Annotated in this window: 19 protein-coding genes; 14 read left to right on the top strand and 5 right to left on the bottom strand. The window is 69.4% G+C overall.

The window, feature by feature from the left end; all coding sequences use genetic code 11:
• Window positions 1-3 precede the first annotated feature (3 nt).
• The 5 genes from ACV22W_RS23930 to upp form a co-directional block, all read right to left on the bottom strand.
• Window positions 4-762 (bottom strand): nicotinate-nucleotide adenylyltransferase, encoded by a 759-nt coding sequence (locus ACV22W_RS23930; RefSeq protein ID WP_448022202.1) that lies wholly within the window; start codon window positions 760-762, stop codon window positions 4-6.
• Window positions 759-1679 (bottom strand): oxygen-dependent coproporphyrinogen oxidase, encoded by a 921-nt coding sequence (gene hemF / locus ACV22W_RS23925; protein WP_448022171.1) that lies wholly within the window; start codon window positions 1677-1679, stop codon window positions 759-761. Before hemF ends, ACV22W_RS23930 begins: the two co-directional genes overlap by 4 nt.
• A 118-nt stretch (window positions 1680-1797) precedes the next feature.
• A complete protein-coding gene (gene purD / locus ACV22W_RS23920; protein WP_448022169.1) occupies window positions 1798-3078 on the bottom strand; it encodes a phosphoribosylamine--glycine ligase in 1281 nt (426 codons plus the stop codon).
• A gap of 105 nt (window positions 3079-3183) precedes the next feature.
• Window positions 3184-3912: a YebC/PmpR family DNA-binding transcriptional regulator gene (locus ACV22W_RS23915; protein ID WP_044844700.1), complete on the bottom strand. Its 729-nt coding sequence runs from the start codon at window positions 3910-3912 to the stop codon at window positions 3184-3186.
• 217 nt (window positions 3913-4129) lie between these two features.
• The gene (gene upp / locus ACV22W_RS23910) at window positions 4130-4780 is read right to left on the bottom strand and encodes a uracil phosphoribosyltransferase (RefSeq protein WP_006478229.1); all 651 of its coding nucleotides are present in this window, start codon (window positions 4778-4780) and stop codon (window positions 4130-4132) included.
• A 216-nt stretch (window positions 4781-4996) separates the two neighbouring features.
• Here upp and ACV22W_RS23905 point away from each other — a divergent pair, with 216 nt between their 5' ends.
• The 14 genes from ACV22W_RS23905 to ACV22W_RS23840 all read left to right on the top strand — a co-directional run bounded on the left by ACV22W_RS23905 (window position 4997) and on the right by ACV22W_RS23840 (window position 20853).
• On the top strand, window positions 4997-5776 hold the full coding sequence (locus tag ACV22W_RS23905) for an SDR family oxidoreductase (RefSeq protein ID WP_448022167.1): 780 nt from the start codon (window positions 4997-4999) through the stop codon (window positions 5774-5776).
• Window positions 5777-5831: 55 nt separating this feature from the next.
• On the top strand, window positions 5832-6224 hold the full coding sequence (locus ACV22W_RS23900) for a methylglyoxal synthase (protein ID WP_059533273.1): 393 nt from the start codon (window positions 5832-5834) through the stop codon (window positions 6222-6224).
• 172 nt (window positions 6225-6396) lie between these two features.
• A complete protein-coding gene (locus ACV22W_RS23895; protein WP_448022165.1) occupies window positions 6397-7371 on the top strand; it encodes a quinone oxidoreductase family protein in 975 nt (324 codons plus the stop codon).
• A gap of 308 nt (window positions 7372-7679) precedes the next feature.
• Window positions 7680-7772 carry a K(+)-transporting ATPase subunit F gene (gene kdpF, locus ACV22W_RS23890; RefSeq protein WP_006752209.1) on the top strand — a complete coding sequence of 31 codons (93 nt, stop codon included), beginning with the start codon at window positions 7680-7682 and terminating at the stop codon, window positions 7770-7772.
• Complete coding sequence (gene kdpA / locus ACV22W_RS23885) at window positions 7769-9574, top strand: potassium-transporting ATPase subunit KdpA (protein ID WP_448022163.1); 1806 nt, start codon at window positions 7769-7771, stop codon at window positions 9572-9574. The genes kdpF and kdpA overlap by 4 nt, the downstream gene beginning before the upstream one ends.
• Before the next feature lie 54 nt (window positions 9575-9628).
• Complete coding sequence (kdpB, locus tag ACV22W_RS23880; protein WP_448022161.1) at window positions 9629-11713, top strand: potassium-transporting ATPase subunit KdpB; 2085 nt, start codon at window positions 9629-9631, stop codon at window positions 11711-11713.
• Window positions 11714-11740: 27 nt separating this feature from the next.
• Window positions 11741-12322 carry a potassium-transporting ATPase subunit KdpC gene (gene kdpC / locus ACV22W_RS23875; RefSeq protein WP_059689394.1) on the top strand — a complete coding sequence of 194 codons (582 nt, stop codon included), beginning with the start codon at window positions 11741-11743 and terminating at the stop codon, window positions 12320-12322.
• Between the two features lie 147 nt (window positions 12323-12469).
• On the top strand, window positions 12470-15313 hold the full coding sequence (locus ACV22W_RS23870) for a DUF4118 domain-containing protein (protein WP_448022158.1): 2844 nt from the start codon (window positions 12470-12472) through the stop codon (window positions 15311-15313).
• Window positions 15306-16004, top strand: coding sequence for a two-component system response regulator KdpE (kdpE, locus tag ACV22W_RS23865; RefSeq protein ID WP_448022157.1), 699 nt, complete (start codon window positions 15306-15308; stop codon window positions 16002-16004). Before ACV22W_RS23870 ends, kdpE begins: the two co-directional genes overlap by 8 nt.
• 158 nt (window positions 16005-16162) lie before the next feature.
• Window positions 16163-16447: a putative hemolysin gene (locus tag ACV22W_RS23860; protein ID WP_448022155.1), complete on the top strand. Its 285-nt coding sequence runs from the start codon at window positions 16163-16165 to the stop codon at window positions 16445-16447.
• A 180-nt stretch (window positions 16448-16627) separates the two neighbouring features.
• Window positions 16628-16948 (top strand): quaternary ammonium compound efflux SMR transporter SugE, encoded by a 321-nt coding sequence (gene sugE, locus ACV22W_RS23855; protein ID WP_059533257.1) that lies wholly within the window; start codon window positions 16628-16630, stop codon window positions 16946-16948.
• Between the two features lie 222 nt (window positions 16949-17170).
• Entirely contained in the window at window positions 17171-17788 is a 618-nt protein-coding gene (locus ACV22W_RS23850; protein WP_040144699.1) for a DUF4126 domain-containing protein, read from the top strand.
• A gap of 107 nt (window positions 17789-17895) precedes the next feature.
• Window positions 17896-20400, top strand: coding sequence for an ABC transporter permease (locus tag ACV22W_RS23845; protein WP_448022201.1), 2505 nt, complete (start codon window positions 17896-17898; stop codon window positions 20398-20400).
• A gap of 42 nt (window positions 20401-20442) precedes the next feature.
• On the top strand, window positions 20443-20853 hold the full coding sequence (locus tag ACV22W_RS23840; protein WP_059533253.1) for a group II truncated hemoglobin: 411 nt from the start codon (window positions 20443-20445) through the stop codon (window positions 20851-20853).
• The last annotated feature ends 41 nt before the right edge of the window (window positions 20854-20894 follow it).

The raw sequence follows: 20894 nt of genomic DNA, 5'->3' as shown, positions 1-20894 counted from the left end.
GAATCAGGAATGGTAGAGACGATGTTGAAGAATATAGGCCCAGACGGCGGCCGGCACATGCTCGGCCGACGCATCGGGCATTTGCGCGTGACGCGCGATGCATTCGCGCAGGTGCGCACGGATGTCGGTTGCGGCGATATCGAACGCCAGCGTCGTGTCGATCAGCAGATGGCCGGCCGGTGTCGCTTTCAGCACGTCGGCGCCGGCCTGCCGCCGCGCGATTTCCTGCGCGACGGCCGGCGGCGCCGTGCCGAGGTCGAAGCCCGGGCGCGTCGACGCGCACACGTGCGCGTAGTCGAACAGCTTGCGCCAGTCGCGCCACGTGTCGAGCCGCACCAGCTGGTCCGCGCCGATCAGCAGCGACAGCGAAGCGTCGGGGCCGATCCGCTCGCGCCAGCGCGCGAGCGTCTCGACCGTATAGGTCGGCCCCGCGTGCTCGATCTCGTCGGTCGCGACGGTGATCGTCACGCCGGGCAGGGACAGCGAGCCGGCAGCGGCGCGCGTCATCGCGAGCCGATGCTCGGCGGCCGACACGTCGCGCTTCTGATAAGGCTGCCCGGCGGGCAGCAGCACGAGCTCGGTCAGGCCGAGCACGTCGGCGAACCGGCGCGCGAGCGCGAGGTGGCCGTCGTGGATCGGATCGAACGTGCCGCCCAGCAGGCCGATGCGACGTGACGGCGTTCGCGGCTGCGGGGCGGGGCGGGCGGTGGTGTTCAGAAAAACGTGTCCTGTTCTTGGGGCGGCGGGGCGCGGCGGGCTCAGACCCAGTCGCGCGGCACGAGGAACTCGCTCAGGCGCGCTTCGGGCGAGCCCGGCTCGGGTTGCCAGTTGTAGCGCCAGTTCGCGACCGGCGGCATCGACATCAGGATCGATTCGGTTCGGCCGCCGCTTTGCAGGCCGAACAGCGTGCCGCGGTCGAACACGAGGTTGAATTCCACATAGCGGCCGCGCCGGTAAGCCTGGAAGTCGCGTTCGCGCTCGCCGTACGGCAGCGCGACGCGGCGTTCGACGATCGGCAGATACGCATTCAGGAACGCGTCGCCGACGCTCTGCATCATCTCGAACGAGCGTTCGAATCCGGGTTCGGAGAAGTCGTCGAAGAAGATCCCGCCGACGCCGCGCGTCTCGTTGCGGTGCTTCAGGAAGAAATACTCGTCGCACCACGTCTTGAAACGCGGGTAGAGCTCGGCGCCGAACGGATCGAGCGCGTCCTTGCAGGTCTGGTGGAAATGGCGCGCGTCGTCCTCGAACGGATAAACCGGTGTCAGATCCATCCCGCCGCCGAACCAGAAGATCGGCGCCTCGCCGGGCTTCGTCGCGATCAGCATCCGCACGTTCATGTGCACCGTCGGGCAGTACGGGTTGCGCGGGTGCAGGACGAGCGACACGCCGAGCGCCTCGAAGCCGCGGCCGGCCAGCTGCGGGCGCGCGGCGCTCGCCGACGGCGGCAGCGCGTCGCCCGCGACGTCGGAAAAACCGATCCCCGCGCGCTCGAACACGCGGCCGCCTTCGAGAATCCGCGTGCAGCCGCCGCCGCGCAGGCGCTCTTCCGGCCCGCGCTGCCACGCATCGGTCGCGAGCGGCGTGCCGTCGAGCGCGCCGAGCGCGTCGGCGATGCGTGTCTGCAGGCCCTGGAGGTACGTGCGCACGCGCGCCACGTCGTAGGTCGAATCGGTCATGTCTGAACTGGGTGCCTCCGCGCGAAGCGGGGGCCGTAAAAAAGGCATCTGCCGGGCATTCTATCGAACCCCGGCAGAGGAGGCCGCCGCTTGCGACGGCAAGGCGGCGGTCAGGGCGTCACGCGCTCTTGCGGTTCAGCGCGCGAAAGCCGATGTCGCGGCGGTACTGCATGCCTTCGAAATTGATCTGGTTGATCGTGTCGTACGCATGCTGCTGCGCTTCACGCACCGAATCGGCGAGACCGACCACGCACAGCACGCGGCCGCCCGACGTGACGAGCTTGTCGCCTTCGGCGAGCGTCGTGCCCGCATGGAACGTCACGGCCTGTTCGGTCTCGGCCGGGATCCCGTTGATGCGGTCGCCCTTGCGCGGCGCGTCCGGATAGCCGTGCGCGGCCAGCACGACGCCGAGCGCGGTGCGGCGGTCCCAGTCGAGCTCGACCGTGTCGAGCGTGCCCGCGATCGCCTGTTCGACGACCTTCGAGAAATCGCTCTTCAGGCGCGCCATGATCGGCTGCGTCTCGGGGTCGCCCATCCGGCAGTTGAACTCGAGCGTGCGCGGATTGCCTTCCTTGTCGATCATCAGGCCCGCATACAGGAAGCCCGTGAAGCGGATGCCGTCCTTCTCCATCCCGCGCACCGTCGGCATGATGATTTCGCGCATCACGCGTGCGTGCATCTGCGGCGTGACGATCGGCGCGGGCGAGTAGGCGCCCATGCCGCCCGTGTTCGGGCCGCGGTCCTCGTCGAGCAGGCGCTTGTGGTCCTGGCTGGAAGCCAGCGCCAGCGCATGCTTGCCGTCGACCATCACGATGAAGCTCGCTTCCTCGCCGTCGAGGAATTCCTCGATCACGACGCGCGCGCCGGCGTCGCCGAGCTTGTTGCCCGACAGCATCATGTCGACCGCGGCATGCGCTTCTTCCAGCGACATCGCGACGACGACACCCTTGCCGGCCGCGAGGCCGTCGGCCTTCACGACGATCGGCGCACCCTTCGCGTCGATGTACGCGTGCGCGGCGGCGACGTCGGAGAAGGTTTCGTAGTCGGCGGTCGGGATGCCGTGGCGCTTCATGAACGCCTTCGCGAAATCCTTCGAGCTTTCGAGCTGCGCGGCTTCGCGGGTCGGGCCGAACACCTTCAGGCCGCGTGCGCGGAACAGGTTGACGATGCCGGCCGCGAGCGGCGCTTCCGGGCCGACGAGCGTGAACGCGACGCCTTCGCTTTCCGCGAAATCGGCCAATGCTTCGAGCGACGTGATGTCGACGTTCTTCAGACGCTCGTCCTGCGCCGTGCCGCCATTGCCGGGCGCGACGTAGACCATCTGGACACGCGGCGACTGCGCGAGCTTCCACGCCAGCGCATGTTCGCGGCCGCCGGAACCGACGACGAGTAGTTTCATGGGATTCCCCGCAGACTAGAAAACAGGGCGGCCGGCACGCTCAGGCGCGCCGGCCGCGAAATCGGTCGGGCCGCCGTCGCGACGATGCGCACGGCGGCCGGCATCTCATTCCTCGACGATGACGGCGTTCGTATACACCTCCTGCACGTCGTCGAGGTTCTCGAGCGCGTCCAGGAGCTTCTGCATCTTCGCCGCATCGTCGCCGGTGAATTCGACTTCGTTCTGCGGCTTCATCGTCACTTCGGCGAGTTCGGCCTTGAAGCCCGCGGCTTCGAGCGCGTCCTTCACCGCCGAGAAGGCCTGCCAGTCGCACAGCACTTCGATCGAGCCGTCGTCGTTCGTGCTGACGTCGTCCGCGCCGGCTTCGAGCGCCGCTTCCATCAGCGCGTCTTCCGACGTGCCGGGCGCGAACAGGAACTGGCCGACGTGATCGAACATGAACGCGACCGAACCGTCGGTGCCCATGTTGCCGCCGAACTTCGAGAATGCATGACGGACTTCCGCGACCGTGCGGGTGCGGTTGTCGGTCAGCGTGTCGACGATGATCGCCGCGCCGCTGATGCCGTAGCCTTCGTAACGGATTTCTTCGTAGTTCGCGCCGTCCGCGCCGCCGACGCCGCGGTCGATCGCGCGCTTGACGTTGTCCTTCGGCATGTTCGCGTCGGCTGCCTTGTCGACCGCGAGACGCAGACGCGGGTTCGAGCTGGCGTCGCCGCCGCCGAGCCGGGCCGCGACCTGGATTTCCTTGATCAGGCGGGTCCAGATCTTGCCGCGCTTCGCGTCGGCCGCTGCCTTCTTATGCTTGATGTTGGCCCATTTCGAATGACCAGCCATACCTTTCTCCGTGCCCGGGCGCGCTGCGCGGGCGATTGTGCCAATGTGTCGTTGAATCGGCGGCCGTCTGGGCGGGCGTGATGCCGCGGGGCCGCGCGTGTCGAGTGGAACGTGATTTTATCACGCGGCGACCGTCGCTTCGGGGCCGCCGTGCATGGCCGAACGGCCGGGCGGGCCGCTCGGCGTGCCGGGCCGTGCGACCCGGTGGCGGCGTGCGTCAGTTCTTGGTGCCGAACAGGCGGTCGCCCGCGTCGCCCAAGCCCGGCACGATGTACGCGTGCTCGTTCAGGTGCGAGTCGAGCGACGCGACGAACAGCTTCACGTCCGGGTGCGCGTCCTGGAACACCTGCACGCCCTCGGGCGCGGCGACCAGCGCGACGAACATGATGTTCGCGGCCGGCACGTTACGGCGCTTGAGCACGTCGACTGCGTGCACGGCAGAATAACCGGTCGCGACCATCGGGTCGCACAGGATGAAGATGCGATCCTCGAGATCGGGCAGGCGCACCAGATATTCGACCGGGCGATGATCCTCGGCGCGGTAGACGCCGATGTGGCCGACGCGCGCGGACGGCACCAGGTCGAGCAGGCCGTCCGACATCCCGATGCCGGCGCGCAGCACGGGCACGATCGCAAGCTTCTTGCCCGCGATCACCGGCGCGTCGACCGCCACGAGCGGGGTTTCGACCCGCTTGGTCGTGATCGGCAGGTTACGGGTGATCTCGTAGCCCATCAGCAGCGTGATCTCGCGCAGCAGTTCGCGGAACGTGCGCGTCGACGTGTCCTTGTCGCGCATGTGGGTCAGCTTGTGCTGGATCAGCGGGTGATCGGTGATGAAGAGATTCGGGAAACGGCTGTCCTGTTTCATGACGGGGTGCCTTGGCGGCAAAAGGGGATCGGGGCGGCGATGGCGCCATGCCGGCCGCCGCTTATGGCCGCAATTTTACCAAGGCGCGCCGCGTGATCCGGATATTATCGACGTCTCAGGACAATCCGCGCGCCGTGTTCGGCCGTTCGCGCCCGTTCGCCCGTCCGGCGATGCGGCCGGGCCGCGCCGGCGCGCGTCGCCATAAGGGAATCGACGATGGATCTCGGCATCGCAGGAAAGACCGCGCTCGTGTGCGCGGCGAGCAAGGGGCTCGGACGCGGCTGCGCGGAAGCGCTGGCCGCCGAGGGCGTGAATCTCGTGATCGTCGCGCGCACGCGCGACACGCTGGAGGAAACCGCGGAGCAGATCCGCGCCGCGTCGAACGTGTCGATCACCGCCGTCGCCTGCGACATCACGACGCCCGACGGCCGCGTGGCCGCGCTCGCCGCCTGCCCGCAGCCGGACATTCTCGTGACGAATGCCGGCGGTCCGCCGCCCGGCGACTTCCGCGATTTCTCGCACGACGACTGGATCCGCGCGCTGGAGTCGAACATGCTGACGCCGATCGAGCTGATCCGCGCGACCGTCGACGGGATGATCGGGCGCGGTTTCGGCCGGATCGTCAACATCACGAGTTCGGCCGTGAAGGCGCCGATCGACGTGCTCGCGCTGTCGAACGGCGCGCGCTCGGGGCTGACCGGCTTCGTCGCGGGGCTGTCGCGCAAGGTCGCCGGGCAGGGCGTGACGATCAATAATCTGCTGCCCGGGCTGTTCGACACCGACCGGATCGCGACGACGCTCGCGGCGTCGGCGAAGGCGCAGGGCGTGACGGTCGACGAGATGCGCGCGCGGCGCGCGAAGGAAATCCCGGCCGGGCGCCTCGGCACGCGTACCGAATTCGGCGCGGCGTGCGCGTTCCTCTGCAGCGTGCATGCCGGCTACATCACCGGCCAGAACTGGCTGCTCGACGGCGGCGCGTATCCGGGCACGTTCTGACCCGCGCACCGCCATTCAGACATACGACAACAATCGAACCACGAAGGAAATGGAGATGAGCAAACCCCGCATCGCATTGATCGCGCACGACGCGAAGAAGGACGAGATCGTCGCGCTCGCGGGCCAGTACCGCGAGACGCTCGCGCAATGCAGGCTGGTCGGAACGGGCACGACGGGCGGCCGCATCGCCGCCGCGCACGGGCTCGAGGTCGAGCGCAAGCTGTCGGGGCCGCTCGGCGGCGACCTGCAGATCGGGGCGGAACTGGCCGAAGGCCGCGTCGACATCGTCGTGTTCCTGCGCGACCCGATGACCGCGCAGCCGCACGATCCGGACATCACCGCGCTGGTGCGCGCGTGCGACGTGCACGACGTGCCGGTCGCGACGAACGTGGCGACCGCGCGGATGCTGCTCGACGATCTGGCGCGCAACATGCAGGACGTTTGCTAGTCGGCCGCCGGCCTGATTGCCCTTGCTGACGGCAGGGCCATGCACGCCCGGCCGTGACGCGCGAGAATCGGGCGTCGCGACGCGCACCGCCGCCGGTCCCGTACCGATCGGCACCGGCCCGCGTCGGCGACCCGAACATCCCCTGACCGATTCAGAAACGAGGAGCGAAACGATGCCGAAAGCAATCCGATACGACCAGCCGGGCGGCCCGGACGTGATGAAGTGGGTCGATGTCGAGGTCGGCGAGCCGAAGGCGGGCGAAGTCCGTATCCGGCAGCATGCGGTCGGGCTCAACTATATCGACGTGTATTTCCGCACCGGCCTCTATCCGCAGCCGCTGCCCGGCGGCCTCGGGATGGAGGCGGCGGGCGAGGTGACGGCCGTCGGCGACGGCGTGACCGCGCTCAAGGCGGGCGATCGCGTCGCCTACGTCGGGCAGCCGCCGGGCGCGTATGCGCAGGAACGCGTGATGCCGGCCGAGCGGCTCGTGAAACTGCCCGACGGGATCAGCTACGACGACGCGGCATCGGTGATGCTGCAGGGGCTGACCGCACATTACCTGCTGCGCCGCACGTACCCGGTCAAGGCCGGTGACACGATCCTGATCCACGCGGCGGCCGGCGGTGTCGGCCTGCTCGTGTGCCAATGGGCGAAGGCGCTCGGCGCGACCGTGATCGGGACGGTCGGCTCCGACGAGAAGGCCGCGCTCGCGAAGGCGCACGGCTGCGATCATCCGATCGTCTATACGCGCGAGAACTTCACGCAGCGCGTGAAGGAAATCACGAACGGCGCGGGTGTGCCGGTCGTCTATGACTCGATCGGCAAGGACACCTACATCGGTTCGCTCGACTGCCTCGCGCCGCTCGGGTTTTTCGTCAGCTTCGGCAATGCATCGGGCCCGCTGCCGGCGATCGACTCGAAGGAGTTCTCGTCGCGCGGTTCGCTGTTCTTCACGCGGCCGACGCTGTTCTCGTACATCGCGAAGCGTGCGGATCTCGAATCCGCGGCGGCCGAGCTGTTCGACGTGATCCTGTCGGGCAAGGTGAAGACGAGCATCAACCAGCGCTATCCGCTCGCGGAAGTCGGCCGCGCGCATGCCGACCTCGAGTCGCGCAAGACGACCGGCTCGACGATCCTCGTTCCCTGACCCATCCCTTCGTGCCGGCGCCACGCCGGCACGCACCCCGACGGGCGGCGCTGGCCGCCGCCCGCTCCGTCTTCGTCCCGCCCGCCGGTTTCCGCCGCACGCGTTTACGGGCTTTTTATACCGGCCCGATCAGCTTTGACCCGACCTTTACGCGCGTTCCCATAAGGTTCTAGTCGTCCGATTTCGACGACGGAGAACACAAAAATGGATGGGGTTTTCATCGGCGCACTGGTGTTGTTCACCGCGCTGATCCTCGGTTTGCTTGCCGGTTGCGAGAAGCTCGTGCAATACGGTCGCGGGGGGCGCGCATGACCTGGATGCTTTGGCTCGCGGGTGCCTCGACGGCCCTGCTGTTCGCGTATCTCGTCTTTGCGCTGCTGCGCGCGGAGGACATCGAATGAACGCGAACAACCTGTTGCAGATACTGCTGTTCATCGTCGTGCTGCTCGCGGCGGCCGTGCCGGTCGCGCGCTACCTCACGGGCGTGATGGACGGCAGTTCGCGTGTCGTGCGCGTGTTCGGGCCGCTCGAGCGCGCGCTGTACCGCATCGCCGGCGTCGACGCCGGCACCGAAATGAACTGGAAGCAGTATGCGATCGCCACGATCGCGTTCAACGCGCTCGGCGCGCTGTTCCTGTACGGCCTGCTGCGCCTGCAGGGCTTCCTGCCCGGCAATCCGCAGCAGTTCGGCGCGATGACGGCCGACGGTGCGTTCAACACGGCCGTCAGCTTCGTCACCAACACCAACTGGCAGGACTACACGCCCGAGCAGACCGTCAGCTACCTGACGCAGATGCTCGGCCTGACCGTGCAGAACTTCCTGTCGGCGGCAACGGGCATCGTGGTCGTGATCGCACTGATCCGCGGCTTCGCGCGTCATACCGCGCAGACGATCGGCAACTTCTGGGTCGACCTCACGCGCGTGACGCTGTACGTGCTCGTGCCGATGGCCGCGCTCGTCGCCGCGCTGCTGATGAGCCAGGGCGTGATCCAGAACATGAAGGCGTACCAGGACGTGCCGGTGCTGCAGGCGAGCACCTACGCGGCGCCGAAGCTCGACGCGCAGGGCAATCCGGTCAAGGACGACAAGGGCAACCCGGTGACGGTGCCCACGCCGCTCGTGAAGCAGACGCTCGCGATGGGCCCGGTCGCGTCGCAGGAAGCGATCAAGATGCTCGGCACCAACGGCGGCGGCTTCTTCAACGCGAACTCCGCGCACCCGTACGAGAACCCGACGCCGTTCGCGAACTTCCTGCAGATCTTCTCGATCCTGATCATCCCGGCCGCGCTGGCCCTCGTGTTCGGCCGGATGATCGGCGACCGCCGGCAGGGCATCGCGGTGCTCGCGGCGATGACGGTCGCGTTCGCGATCGCGATCGGCGTCGAGGTGAGCGCCGAGCAGGCCGGCAACCCGACGCTCGCCGCGCTGCACGTCGACCAGTCGACGAGCGCGCTGCAACCGGGCGGCAACATGGAAGGCAAGGAAACGCGCTTCGGCATCGCGCAGACCGGCATCTTCACGGTCGCGACGACGGCCGCGTCGTGCGGCGCGGTCGACACGATGCACGATTCGCTGACGCCGCTCGGCGGTCTCGTGCCGATGTTGCTGATGCAGCTCGGCGAGGTGATCTACGGCGGCGTCGGCTCCGGCCTCTACGGGATGCTCGTGTTCGCGCTGCTCGCGGTGTTCGTCGCGGGCCTGATGATCGGCCGCACGCCGGAATACGTCGGCAAGAAGATCGAGTCGTACGAGATGAAGATGGTGTCGATCGTCGTGCTGCTCACGCCGCTGCTCGTGCTGGTCGGCACGTCGATCGCGGTGCTCGCCGATGCGGGCCGTGCCGGCATCGCGAACCCGGGGCCGCACGGCTTCTCGGAAATCCTGTACGCGTTCAGCTCGGCCGCGAACAACAACGGCAGCGCGTTCGCGGGCCTGACGGTCGGCACGCCGTTCTACAACTGGATGACCGCGATCGCGATGTGGTTCGGCCGCTTCGGCACGATCGTGCCGGTGCTGGCGATCGCCGGCTCGCTTGCCGCGAAGAAGCGCATCGCCGTGACGAGCGGCACGCTGCCGACGCACGGCCCGCTGTTCGTCGTGCTGCTGCTCGGCACCGTGATGCTGGTGGGCGCGCTGACCTACGTGCCGGCGCTCGCGCTCGGCCCGGGCGTCGAGCATCTGATGATGTGGCTGGGCGCGTGATGCGCGCCCGCATGGCGACACCTTGCAAAGACTGAAGAGATTGAAGAGATCGCAATGACTCAACATTCCGCAACACGGTCCATGTTCGATCCGGCGCTGCTGCGTCCGGCGATCGTGGATTCGTTCAAGAAACTCACGCCGCGCACGCAGTTCCGCAACCCGGTGATGTTCTGCGTGTACGTCGGCAGCATCCTGACCACGATCCTGTGGATCGCGGCGCTCGTCGGCCAGGCCGAGGCGCCGGCGGGCTTCATCCTCGCGATCGCGCTGTGGCTGTGGTTCACGGTGCTGTTCGCGAACTTCGCCGAAGCGCTCGCCGAAGGGCGCTCGAAGGCGCAGGCCGCATCGCTGCGCAGCGCGAAGAAGGATGTGATGGCGAAGAAGCTCAACGAGCCGCATCCGAAGTCGCCGATCCGCATCACGACCGCGTCCGACCTGCGCAAGGGCGATGTCGTGCTGGTCGAGGCCGGCGACGTGATCCCGGCCGACGGCGAAGTCGTCGAGGGCGTCGCATCGGTCGACGAATCGGCGATCACCGGCGAATCCGCGCCGGTGATCCGCGAATCCGGCGGCGACTTCTCGTCGGTGACGGGCGGCACGCGCGTGCTGTCCGACTGGATCGTCGTGAAGGTCACGGCGAACCCGGGCGAGGCGTTCCTCGACCGGATGATCGCGATGGTCGAAGGCGCGAAGCGCAAGAAGACGCCGAACGAGGTCGCGCTGACGATCCTGCTCGTCGCGCTGACGATCGTGATGTTGCTCGCGACGGCGACGCTGCTGCCGTTCTCGATGTTCGCGGTCGACGCGATGAAGGCCGGCCACGTGGTGACGATCACCGTGCTCGTCGCGCTGCTCGTGTGCCTGATCCCGACGACGATCGGCGGGCTGCTGTCCGCGATCGGCGTGGCCGGGATGAGCCGGATGATGCAGGCGAACGTGATCGCGACGTCGGGCCGCGCGGTGGAAGCGGCCGGCGACGTCGACGTGCTGCTGCTCGACAAGACCGGCACGATCACGCTCGGCAACCGCCAGGCGTCGATGTTCGTGCCCGCGCCGGGCGTGACCGAGGAAGCGCTGGCCGACGCCGCGCAGCTGTCGTCGCTCGCCGACGAAACGCCGGAGGGCCGCAGCATCGTCGTGCTCGCGAAGGAACGCTTCAACATCCGCCAGCGCGACATGGCGCAACTGCATGCGACGTTCCTCGGCTTCTCCGCGCAGACGCGGATGAGCGGCGTCGATCTGCCCGGCCGTGAAATCCGCAAGGGCGCGGCCGATGCGATCCGCCGCTACGTCGAGACGCACGGCAGCCGCTTTCCGGACGAAGTGCGCCGTGCGGTCGACGACGTCGCGCGCCGCGGCAGCACGCCGCTCGTCGTGGCCGACCTGCATGACGGCGCGGCGCGCGTGCTCGGCGTGATCGAGCTGAAGGACATCGTGAAGGGCGGCATCAAGGAGCGCTTCGCGGAACTGCGCAAGATGGGCATCAAGACCGTGATGGTGACGGGCGACAACCGGCTCACCGCCGCGGCGATCGCGGCGGAAGCGGGCGTCGACGATTTCCTCGCGGAAGCGACGCCGGAAACCAAGCTCGCGACGATCCGCGAACACCAGGCGGCGGGGCGCCTCGTCGCGATGACGGGCGACGGCACCAACGACGCGCCGGCGCTCGCGCAGGCCGACGTGGCGGTGGCGATGAATACCGGCACGCAGGCGGCGAAGGAAGCCGGCAACATGGTCGACCTCGACTCGAACCCGACGAAGCTGATCGAGATCGTCGAGATCGGCAAGCAGATGCTGATGACGCGCGGCTCGCTGACGACGTTCTCGATCGCGAACGACATCGCGAAGTACTTCGCGATCATCCCGGCCGCGTTCGTGACGACGTACCCGCAGCTGCGCGTGCTCGACATCATGCATTTGACGTCGCCGGCGTCGGCGATCCTGTCGGCGGTGATCTTCAACGCGCTGATCATCGTCGCGCTGATCCCGCTCGCGCTGAAGGGCGTCACCTACCGGCCGCTCGGCGCCGCGTCGTTGCTGCGCCGCAACCTGCTGGTGTACGGCCTCGGCGGCGTGCTGCTGCCGTTCCCGTTCATCAAGCTGATCGACATGACGCTCGCCGCGCTCGGCTGGGCCTGATGCGCCGTACCTGAAGGAACAACCATCATGAAATCGTTGATTCGCCCGCTCGTCGTGATCTTCGTCGTACTGACCGTCGTGACGGGGCTCGCCTACCCGGCCGTGATGACCGTGTTCGGCCAGGCCGTGTTCCCGTCGCAGGCGAACGGCAGCCTGATCGAGAAGGACGGCAAGGCGGTCGGCTCCGCGCTGATCGGCCAGCCGTTCGATGCTCCGAAGTATTTCTGGGGCCGGCTGTCGGCCACGTCGCCGATGCCGTACAACGCGACGGGCTCCGGCGGCTCGAACCTCGGCCCGCTGAACCCGTCGCTCGCCGACCAGGTGAAGGCGCGCATCGCCGCGCTGCGCGACGCGGGCACCGACATGTCGAAGCCCGTGCCCGTCGACCTCGTGACGGCGTCGGCGAGCGGCCTCGATCCGGAGATCACGCCGGCCGCCGCCGCGTACCAGATCGAGCGCGTCGCGAAGGCGCGCAACCTGACGGCCGATGCGGTCGCGCAGCTCGTCGCCGCGAACACGGCCGGCCGCCAGTTCGGCGTGCTCGGCGAGCCGCGCGTGAACGTGCTGAAGCTGAACCTCGCGCTCGACGCGGCGCAGGCCGCGCACTGAGCGTGTGCGACAACCGGCGTCCGGCGCGGCCCGATCCGCGCCGGACGCGCCTTTCCGACGGCGCATGCGCCGTCTTTGCCTTTTGCGGCGATTTGGAACAACAATGACGGTACTCGTTCGCCATCCCGCGCTTCGCCTTCCCGACGCATGAACCGCCCCGATCCCGACCAACTCCTCGACAAGCTGCAGCGCGACGAAGAAAAGCAGCGGCGCGGCCAGCTCAAGATCTTCTTCGGCGCGTCCGCCGGCGTCGGCAAGACCTACGCGATGCTGCAGGCCGCGCGCCAGCGCAAGCAGGATGGCGTCGACGTCGTCGTCGGCATTGTCGAGACCCACGGCCGCAGCGAAACCGCCGCGCTGCTCGACGGCCTCGACGTGCTGCCGCTCGCGCGCATCGACTATCGCGGCCGCACGCTCGCCGAATTCGATCTCGACGGCGCGCTCGCGCGTGCGCCGCAACTGATCCTCGTCGACGAGCTTGCGCATTCGAACGTGCAGGGCGCACGTCACCTGAAGCGCTGGCAGGACGTCTACGAACTGCTCGACGCCGGCATCGACGTGTACACCACCGTCAACGTCCAGCATCTCGAAAGCCTGAACGACGTGGTCGGCGCGATCACCGGCATCCGCGTGTGGGAGACCGTGCCCGACCGCGTGTTCGACGCGGCCGACGAGGTCACGCTGGTCGACCTGCCGGCCGAGGAACTGCTCGCGCGGATGCGCGACGGCAAGGTCTATCTCGCGCAGCAGGCCGAGCGCGCGGTGCGCAACTTCTTCCGCAAGGGCAACCTGATCGCGCTGCGCGAACTGGCGCTGCGGCGCACGGCCGACCGCGTCGACGCGCAGATGCGCGAATACCGCGCCGACCGTTCGATTCAGCGTATCTGGCAGGCGCGCGAGCGGTTGCTCGTGTGCGTCGGGCCCGGCCCCGAGGCGCCGACGCTCGTGCGGGCGGCCGCGCGGCTCGCCGCGAGCCTGAAGGCCGACTGGATCGCCGTCTATGTGGAGACACCGCGCCTGCAGCGGCTGCCCGACGCGCGGCGGCAGCGCACGCTCGACGCGCTGAAGCTCGCGGCCGAGCTCGGCGCGGAGACGGCCACGCTCGCCGGCGACGACGCGGTCGCCGCGCTGATCGGCTACGCGAAGGTGCGCAACGTGTCGAAGCTCGTCGCGGGCGGCTCGCCGAAGGTCGGGCTCGCGCGCCGCTTCGCGCGGCCGTTCGGCGAAAAGCTCGCCGAACGCGCGGGTGACGTCGACCTGATGCTGATCCGTGCGTCGGCGAGCGACGAAGTGCGCGCGACGCCGCTCGACGCGCGCGCACGCGACTGGCGCGACGCGTTCGCGCAATTCGGCATGCGGCGTTCGCCGCCGCGTCACTACCTGTACGCGGCCGCGATCTGCGCGGCGATCACCGGCGTCGCGAGCATCGTGTCCGAGCGGCTCGACCTGACGAACCTCGTGATGCTGTACCTGCTCGGCGTCGTATTCTCCGCCGTGCGGCTCGGGCGCGGCCCGGGCGTGCTGCAGTCGTTCCTGTCGGTCGCCGCGTTCGATTTCTTCTTCGTGCCGCCGCGCATGTCGTTCTCGGTCAGCGACACGCAGTACCTGCTGACCTTCTTCGGGATGCTGCTGACGTCGCTCGTGATCAGTCACCTGACGTCGACGCTGACGCGCCAGGCGAGCATCGCGCAGCGTCGCGAGCGCCGCACCGGCGCGATCTACGCGATGGCGCGCGAACTCGGCGCGGCGTTGACGACCGAGCAGATCGTCGAGATCGGCAGCCGCCACGTGGGCGAGGTGTTCCGCGCGCGCGTGGCGTTCCTGCTGCCCGACAGCGCGGACCAGGTGCGGCAGAAGATCGAGGAGCCCGATGCGGTCGTCACGCTGACGGGCGCGGATCTCGACAGCGACGTCGGCCAGTGGGTGTACGACCAGCAGAAGCCGGCCGGCCGCGGCACCGACACGCTGCCCGCGACCGCCGCGCTGTACCTGCCGCTGAAGGCGCCGATGCGCACGCGCGGCGTGCTCGCGGTCGCGTCGCGCGACCCGCGGGAGCTCGAGGTGCCCGAGCAGCTGCGGATGCTCGATGCGTTCGCCGCGCAGATCGCGCTCGCGCTCGAGCGCGTGCACTACGTCGAGATCGCGCGCGACGCGCTCGTCAACATGGAGTCCGAGCGGCTGCGCAACTCGCTGCTGTCGGCGATCTCGCACGACCTGCGCACGCCGCTCACGACGATCGTCGGTTTTTCGTCGATGCTCGCGAACGGGCGTGCGGCCGCACAGGACGGCGACGCCGCGGCGGCCGAACGCTTCGCGCAGCGCGAGGGCGAGCTGGTCGACGCGATCCACGACGAGGCGCTGCGGATGACGGGCATCGTCACGAACCTGCTCGACATGGCGCGGCTGCAGGCCGGCAGCCTGCAGCTCAAGCGCCAGTGGTCGCTGCTCGAGGAAACCGTCGGCGCCGCGCTCGCCGCATGCAAGCGCGTGCTCGCGCGGCATCCCGCGCGCGTGTCGCTGCCGGCCGACCTGCCGCTCCTGCAGATGGACGCGGTGCTGATGGAGCGGCTGTTCGCCAACCTGTTCGAGAACGCGGCGAAGTACACGCCGCCCGATACGTCGATCGAGATCGGCGCCGAGCGCGTGACCGACGACGGCCAGCCGTTCGTGCGCGTGCACGTCGACGATCACGGCCCGGGCCTGCCGGCCGGCATGGAAACGCGGATCTTCGACAAGTTCACGCGCGGCGAGAAGGAATCGGCGACGCCGGGCATCGGGCTCGGCCTCGCGATCTGCCGCGCGATCGTCGAGGCGCACGGCGGTAAAATCGGCGCGCTCAACCGTACCGCGCCCGACGGCCGCGTGACGGGCGCGCGCTTCTGGTTCACGCTGCCGGTCGACACGCCGCCGGCCGTGCCTGCCGTACCCGACGACGAAATCGACGTGCCCGGCGCATCGTCCCCCTCCGAGCCATTGCCAGACCATGAGTGAACCGAGCCTGACCGTCGTCCTGATCGAGGACGAGAAACAGATCCGCCGCTTCGTGCGCGCCGCGCTCGAAGAGGAGGACATCGCCGTGTTCGAGGCGGAGACGGGCAAGCAGGGGCTGATCGACGCGGCGACCCGCAAGCCCGATCTCGTGATCGTCGATCTCGGCCTGCCCGACACCGACGGCCTCGACGTGATCCGCGAGTTGCGCGGCTGGTCCGAGGTGCCGGTGATCGTGCTGTCCGCGCGCACGCAGGAAGAGGAGAAGGTCGCCGCGCTCGACGCGGGCGCCGACGACTACCTCACCAAGCCGTTCGGCGTGTCCGAGCTGCGCGCGCGGATCCGTGCGCAACTGCGCCGACGCAACCAGGGCGGCGCGAACGAATCGCCGAAGGTGGGCTTCGGCGACGTGACCGTCGATCTCGCGCTGCGCCAGGTGTGGCGCGACGGCGAGATCGTGCACCTGACGCCGCTCGAATACCGGCTGCTCGCGACGCTCGTGCGGCATGCGGGGCGCGTGCTCACGCACCGTCAACTGTTGCGCGACGTGTGGGGGCCGTCGCACGTCGAGAGCCATCACTATCTGCGCATCTACATGGCGCATCTTCGCCAGAAGCTCGAGCGCGATCCCGCGCAACCCGAGCACATCGTCACCGAAACGGGTGTCGGCTACCGGCTCGTCGGCGCTGCGTGACGGTCGCGGCATGCCGCGTGACGTGGTCTGAATGCAAGGCCGTCGCGCCGATGAAGTTGCATCGGCGCGACATTGCCGCCGCATGCGCCGGCCGTGCACACCAGCCACGGATTCCCCGCTATGCTGACCGTTCCGCGAACGAAACCGAGGAGCGTGCCATGTCCGTCCGTCTCGTCGTCATCAGTGCGCTGGCGCTTGCCGCGCCCGGCGCGTTCGCGCAGCCGCTGCCGCCCGGGCAGCAGCCTTCGGCGCCGCAGCAGGCGCTCGCCAATCCCGCGTCGGTCAATTGCGAAAAGCTCGGCGGCCGCCACGTGATCCGCAACCTGCCGAGCGGGCAGGTCGGCACGTGCGTGTTCAAGGACGGCCGCGTGTGCGACGAATGGGCGTTGTACCGCGACGACCGCTGCATCGGCGGCGGCGGCGCCAAGCGCGTGTCGAACTGAGGCTGGACGCCGCAGGGCGGGTGTGGCTGCGCCGGGCGTCGGCCCGATCCCCCGTTCGTCCCCCGGACCGGGGCATCCGGCATGCCCGTAAGCGCCTTGTTATACTCGGCGCCGCCTGGGGACGACCTCGGGTCATTCGCTTCAACGGGGACGGCCCCATCCGATCCGGAGTACGTCGAGATGGCGTGGGTATTGTTGTTGATTGCCGGTTTGCTGGAAGTGGCCTGGGCCGCCGGCATGAAATCGTCCGAGGGTTTCACGAAGCTCGGACCGTCGGTGTTTACGATCGTGACGGCGCTCGCCAGCTTCGGGCTGCTCGCGGTCGCGATGCGCCAGTTGCCGCTCGGCACCGCGTATGCGGTGTGGACGGGCATCGGCGCGGTCGGCGCGTTCGTGTTCGGGATCGTGATGATGGGCGAGGCGCTCACCGCCGCCCGCGTCGCGAGCGCGTCGCTGATCGTGCTCGGACTGGTCGGCCTCAAGCTGTCGTCGGCCGCCTGACGCCGCCGCGCCGGGCGCCGGCCGGCGCCGGTGCCCGGCCGTGACGCACTGCGGAATTGCGCCGGCCCTCGTGCCAGCCTGTCTATAATGGAACGCATTCGGGCCTGAATGTCGCCGCGCCGCGCTCGGCAGCGGCGCCGGTCGCCACGCGCCGCGCGGCCGGTCGTACCGGCTCGATCCGATCAATCGGCAAAGCGCACGGAAAGGTGCAAGGAGAGGGCCATGATCGAAGCCATTTCGCTCGGCGCGGGGCTCGCATGGGCGAGCGGACTGCGGCTTTACCTGACGGTGCTGATCGCCGGCGTGCTCGCGCGGGTCGGCTGGCTCCATCTGCCGGACACGCTCGCGGTCCTGACGTCGCCGTGGGTCATCGGCGCCGCCGCCGTGCTCGCCGTCACCGAATTCCTTGCCGACAAGATTCCCGCGTTCGACTCGCTGTGGGACGCGGTGCACACCTTCATCCGCATTCCGGCCGGCGCGGTGCTGGCCGCCGGTGCGCTCGGCCATGCCGACCCGACCGTGCTCGCGGTCGCCGGGCTGGCCGGCGGTTCGCTCGCCGGTGCCGCCCACGTCGCGAAGGCCGGCACGCGCGCGCTGATCAACCTGTCTCCCGAGCCGATCTCGAACTGGGTCGCGTCGTCCACCGAGGACGGCCTCGTGTTCGGCGGCCTCGCACTCGCGTTCTTCGTTCCGCTCGCGTTCCTCGTCCTGCTCGCGGCGTTCATCGCGGCGTCAGCCTGGGCGCTGCCGCGCCTGTGGCGCGGCGTGTCGGGCGGCTTTCGCGGGATGGCGAACCACATGGTGTCGCGGCTCAACTCGATCGGGGGCAAGCGCGATTGAAGGCGCCGTTCCCCGTCGAGCGACAGCACACTGACCCGTCGCCGGCCGGGCGGCCCGGCCATGCCGGCCGCTTCGGCTGGCACGACCTGATCCACCAGGCCGCGCGGATGACCGCGCGCGACTGGCGCGCCGGCGAACTGACGCTGCTCGTGCTGGCGCTGGTGCTCGCGGTCGCCGCGCTGACGAGCGTCGGCTTCCTCGCCGACCGGCTGCGCCAGGGGCTCGAGCGCGACGCGCGCCAGATGCTCGGCGCCGATTTCGTCGTGCGTGCCGACCATCCCGTCGATTCGTCGTTCGACCGCGAGGCGCGCGCACTCGGGCTGCGTACCGCGACGACCGCGATCTTCCCGAGCATGATCGCATCGGCCGCCGGCGGGCAGGCGAGCGACGCGGCGCCCGCGCGCCTCGCGGCCGTGAAGGCCGTTTCGCCCGGGTATCCGCTGCGCGGCGCAGTCGAGATCGTGCCGGCCGGCGCGAGCGCCGCGCACAAGGCGGCCGCGATCCCCGCGCCCGGTACCGTGTGGGCCGATCCCGCGCTGCTCGACGCATTGCATCTGAAGGCGGGGGACACCGTGCGCGTCGGGCTGCGCACGTTCACGGTCGCCGCGGCGATCTCCCGCGAGCTCGATCGCGGTTTCTCGTTCGTCAATTTCTCGCCGCGGCTGATGATGCGCGCGGACGAGCTCCCCGCGACGGGGCTCACCGGTTACGGCAGCCGCGTCACGTACCGGCTGCTCGTGGCCGGCGACACACCGGCCGTCGCGCGCTTCGAGGCCTACGCGCACGGGCGCGTCGACGGCGGCAAGCTGCGCGGCGTCGGTCTCGAATCGTTGCAGGAAGGCCAGCCGCAGGTGCGCCAGACGCTCGATCGCGCGCGCCATTTCCTGACGCTCGTCGCGCTCCTGACCGCGCTGCTCGCGGCGGTCGCGATCGCGATGGCCGCGCAGCGCTACATGCGGCGCCATCTGGACGGCTGCGCGACGATGCGCTGCCTCGGCGTGAGCCGTCGCACGCTCGGCGCGCTGTTCGCGCTCGAATTCGCCGGCATCGGCATCGTCTCGGGCGTCGCCGGCGCGGTGCTCGGCTACGGCGGCCACTGGGCGCTTCTCGCGGCGCTCGGCAGCCTGATCGACGTCGTGCTGCCGCCGCCCACGCCTTGGCCCGCGCTCGTCGGGATCGGCGCCGCGCTCGTGCTGCTGCTCGGCTTCGCGCTGCCGCCGCTTGCGCCACTCACCCGCGTGCCGCCGGTGCGCGTGCTGCGGCGCGACTGGGGCGACGCGTCGCGCACGGCCTGGGCCTTGTACGCGCTCGGCGTCGTGCTGTTCGCGGGGCTGTTGATCGTCGCGGCGGGCAATCTGAAGCTCGGGCTGATCGTCGCGGGCGGCTTCGCGGGCGCCCTGGTCGGTTTCTCGCTGATCGCACGGCTCGCGCTGTACGCGGGGGCGCGCGCGGTGCGCGATGCGCGCGTGGCCGCAGGCGTCGGTTGGCGCTATGCGCTCGCGTCGCTGCACCGGCGCGGCACGGCCAGCGCACTGCAGATCACCGCGCTCGCGCTGGGCCTGATGTGCCTGCTGCTGATCGCGATCACGCGCAACGACCTCGTCGCCGGCTGGCGGCAGTCGACGCCGCCCGATGCGCCGAACCAGTTCCTGATCGACATCCAGCCCGACCAGCGCGACGACGTCGCGGCATGGCTCGCCGCGCACGGCGTACGCGACGCGGTACCCGCGCCGATGGTGCGCGGCCGGCTCGTCGCGATCAACGGCAAGCCGGTGAACCCGGACGCGTACCCGTCGGACGAGGCGCGCCGGCTCGTCGACCGCGAGTTCAACCTGTCGTATACGACCGAGCTGCCGTCCGACAACCGGATCGTCGAAGGCGACTGGTTCGGCCGCTCGGCCAGCCCGCAGATCTCGATCGAGGCCGGGCTCGCGAAGACACTGAACGTGAAGCCGGGCGACACGCTGCGCTTCGACGTGACGGGGCTGACGGTCGATGCGCCGATCACCAGCGTGCGCAAGCTCGACTGGGGCTCGTTCCGCGTCAACTTTTTCGTGCTGATGCCGCCGCCCGTGCTGAAGGATTTCCCGGCCGTCTACCTGACGAGTTTCCACCTGCCGGCCGAGCAGGCGGCGCTGCTCGATCCGCTGATCGCGCGCTACCCGAACCTGACCGCGATCGACGTTGCACCGATCCTCGCCCAGTTGCAGCGGATGATGCTGCAGGTGGTCGGCGCGGTGCAGTTCCTGTTTGCGTTCACGCTCGCGGCGGGCGTGCTGGTGCTGTACACGGCGCTCGCCGGCTCGCGCGACGAGCGCGTGCGCGAGGCCGCGCTGCTGCGCGCGCTCGGCGCGTCGCGCGCGCAAATCAATGCGGTGCAGCGCGCGGAATTCATCGTCGTCGGCGCGCTGGCCGGCGCGCTGGCGTCGGCCGGTGCGATCGCGGTCGGCTGGGTGCTCGCGTCGCGCGTGTTCGACTTCCAGCTCGCCGTCGATCCGTGGCTCGTGCCGGCCGGCATCGCGGCCGGCGTCGCGTGTGCCGGTGCGGCCGGCTGGCTGAGCCTGCATAATGTGTTGCGGCGCCCGGCGCTGCAGTCGCTGCGCGACGCCTGAGCGTCGCCGGCGGCCCCGACTATCCCGTTTCCGATTATTCGTATGACCGATGTGAATGATGAGGCGCCGTCGCAACCGACGGCGTTCGAGCTCGTGGGCGGCGAAGCCCGCGTGCGTGAAATGGTGGATCGCTTTTACGACCTGATGGACCTCGAGCCCGAGTTCGCGGAGATTCGCGCACTGCATCCGGCGTCGCTCGACGGCTCGCGCGACAAGTTGTTCTGGTTCCTGTGCGGCTGGCTCGGCGGCCCGGATCACTACATCAGCCGGTTCGGCCACCCGCGGCTGCGCGCGCGGCACCTGCCGTTCCCGATCGCGTCGGTCGAGCGCGATCAGTGGCTGCGCTGCATGGCGTGGGCGATGGAGGACATCGGGTTGGCCGAGCCGCTGCGTGAACGGCTCATGCATTCGTTCTACGACACGGCCGACTGGATGCGCAACCGGCCCGGTTGATCGACCGGTACGCCGCTGTCCGTACGCCGGACGATCTGCGT

The sequence above is a fragment of the Burkholderia sp. AW49-1 genome (genome assembly GCF_053427845.1).
This window is presented reverse-complemented; position numbering and strand designations above follow the sequence as displayed.